This window comes from Pseudoalteromonas sp. 120-MNA-CIBAN-0494, from assembly GCF_040308885.1.
In the GTDB taxonomy this organism is placed as follows: domain Bacteria; phylum Pseudomonadota; class Gammaproteobacteria; order Enterobacterales; family Alteromonadaceae; genus Pseudoalteromonas; species Pseudoalteromonas nigrifaciens.
Window position 1 is genome coordinate 1 of record NZ_JBEOOE010000088.1, and the last position, 903, is coordinate 903.

Annotated in this window: 2 protein-coding genes; both read right to left on the reverse strand. The window is 40.2% G+C overall.

The window, feature by feature from the left end:
- Window positions 1-206 precede the first annotated feature (206 nt).
- Window positions 207-560 (reverse strand): IS66 family insertion sequence element accessory protein TnpB, encoded by a 354-nt coding sequence (gene tnpB / locus AAEY55_RS18090; protein WP_301563133.1) that lies wholly within the window; start codon window positions 558-560, stop codon window positions 207-209.
- Window positions 557-862 carry an IS66 family insertion sequence element accessory protein TnpA gene (gene tnpA, locus AAEY55_RS18095; RefSeq protein WP_301563154.1) on the reverse strand — a complete coding sequence of 102 codons (306 nt, stop codon included), beginning with the start codon at window positions 860-862 and terminating at the stop codon, window positions 557-559. Before tnpA ends, tnpB begins: the two co-directional genes overlap by 4 nt.
- Between the last annotated feature and the right edge of the window lie 41 nt (window positions 863-903).

The window sequence follows — 903 nt, forward strand, 5'->3', positions numbered from 1 at the left end:
TATTTTTGGGATTTACTTAACTTAAGCTCAGCAAGCAAGTGGTCAATCCGCGATTGCATTTCAACCTTATCTTCTTGTAAAGCATCAAGCTTAGCCTGCATAAGTGCAAGCTGATTTTGTAGTTCGGTGATGAGAATAGTGTCTGGCATTTTAATAGCATGACACATGGGAAAGATCGTTCAAGTAAAAAAAACGATCTGGTTAATTTACATCACTGATAACCCCGATAAAGTCGGGTGCCGTGTTTGATTACTGACCGGTAACCCTGATAGCAACCACTGTAATTGGCGTTGCTCGATGCCCATAGCCGTGTGTTCATTAGTCTGTTTTGGCCACTGAAATCGTCCTTGTTCTAAACGACGATAATAGAGCCAAAAACCGTTGGTATCCCAAAATAAAATCTTTAATTTATCGCGTTGTTTATTACAAAAAACGAACCACGCTTGGCTTAAAGGATCGAGAGATAGGGTATCGCTGACAATAATACTTAGGCCATTGATTGATTTGCGCATGTCGGTGAACCCCGTGACCAAGTAAACTTGGTGTGTGCAAGGTGTCACAGTACGCTCAATAATTTGGCTAGCGTTTGGTTAGCTAATGTCGACTCGAAGTCTATTTGATAGCCGTTTGGTGTGGTGAGTTTAATGATTGAAGGTTGCGTAAAGGCTTGCTCATGAATAACAAACGGGATCACCTGTTGCTTTTTAACCCTTACCGTTTCGTCAGAAAGGCGTTTACGCCAAACATAGAAAGTCGATGCGTTAATGTTGTTATCACGACAAAATTGAATGATGGCTAAACCACTCGATTTTTGCTGCTCAAAAATGCCTTGCCAGTGTTTTATTTTTTGCTGTTTATTCATAATTACCTCAGGTTAATATGCTGAGTAAATTATGCATAGGT

What these genes read in the sequence shown, in the direction of transcription:
- tnpA (WP_301563154.1), bottom strand. Translation starts at nt 862, where the DNA reads ATGAATAAACAGCAAAAAATAAAACACTGGCAAGGCATTTTTGAGCAG.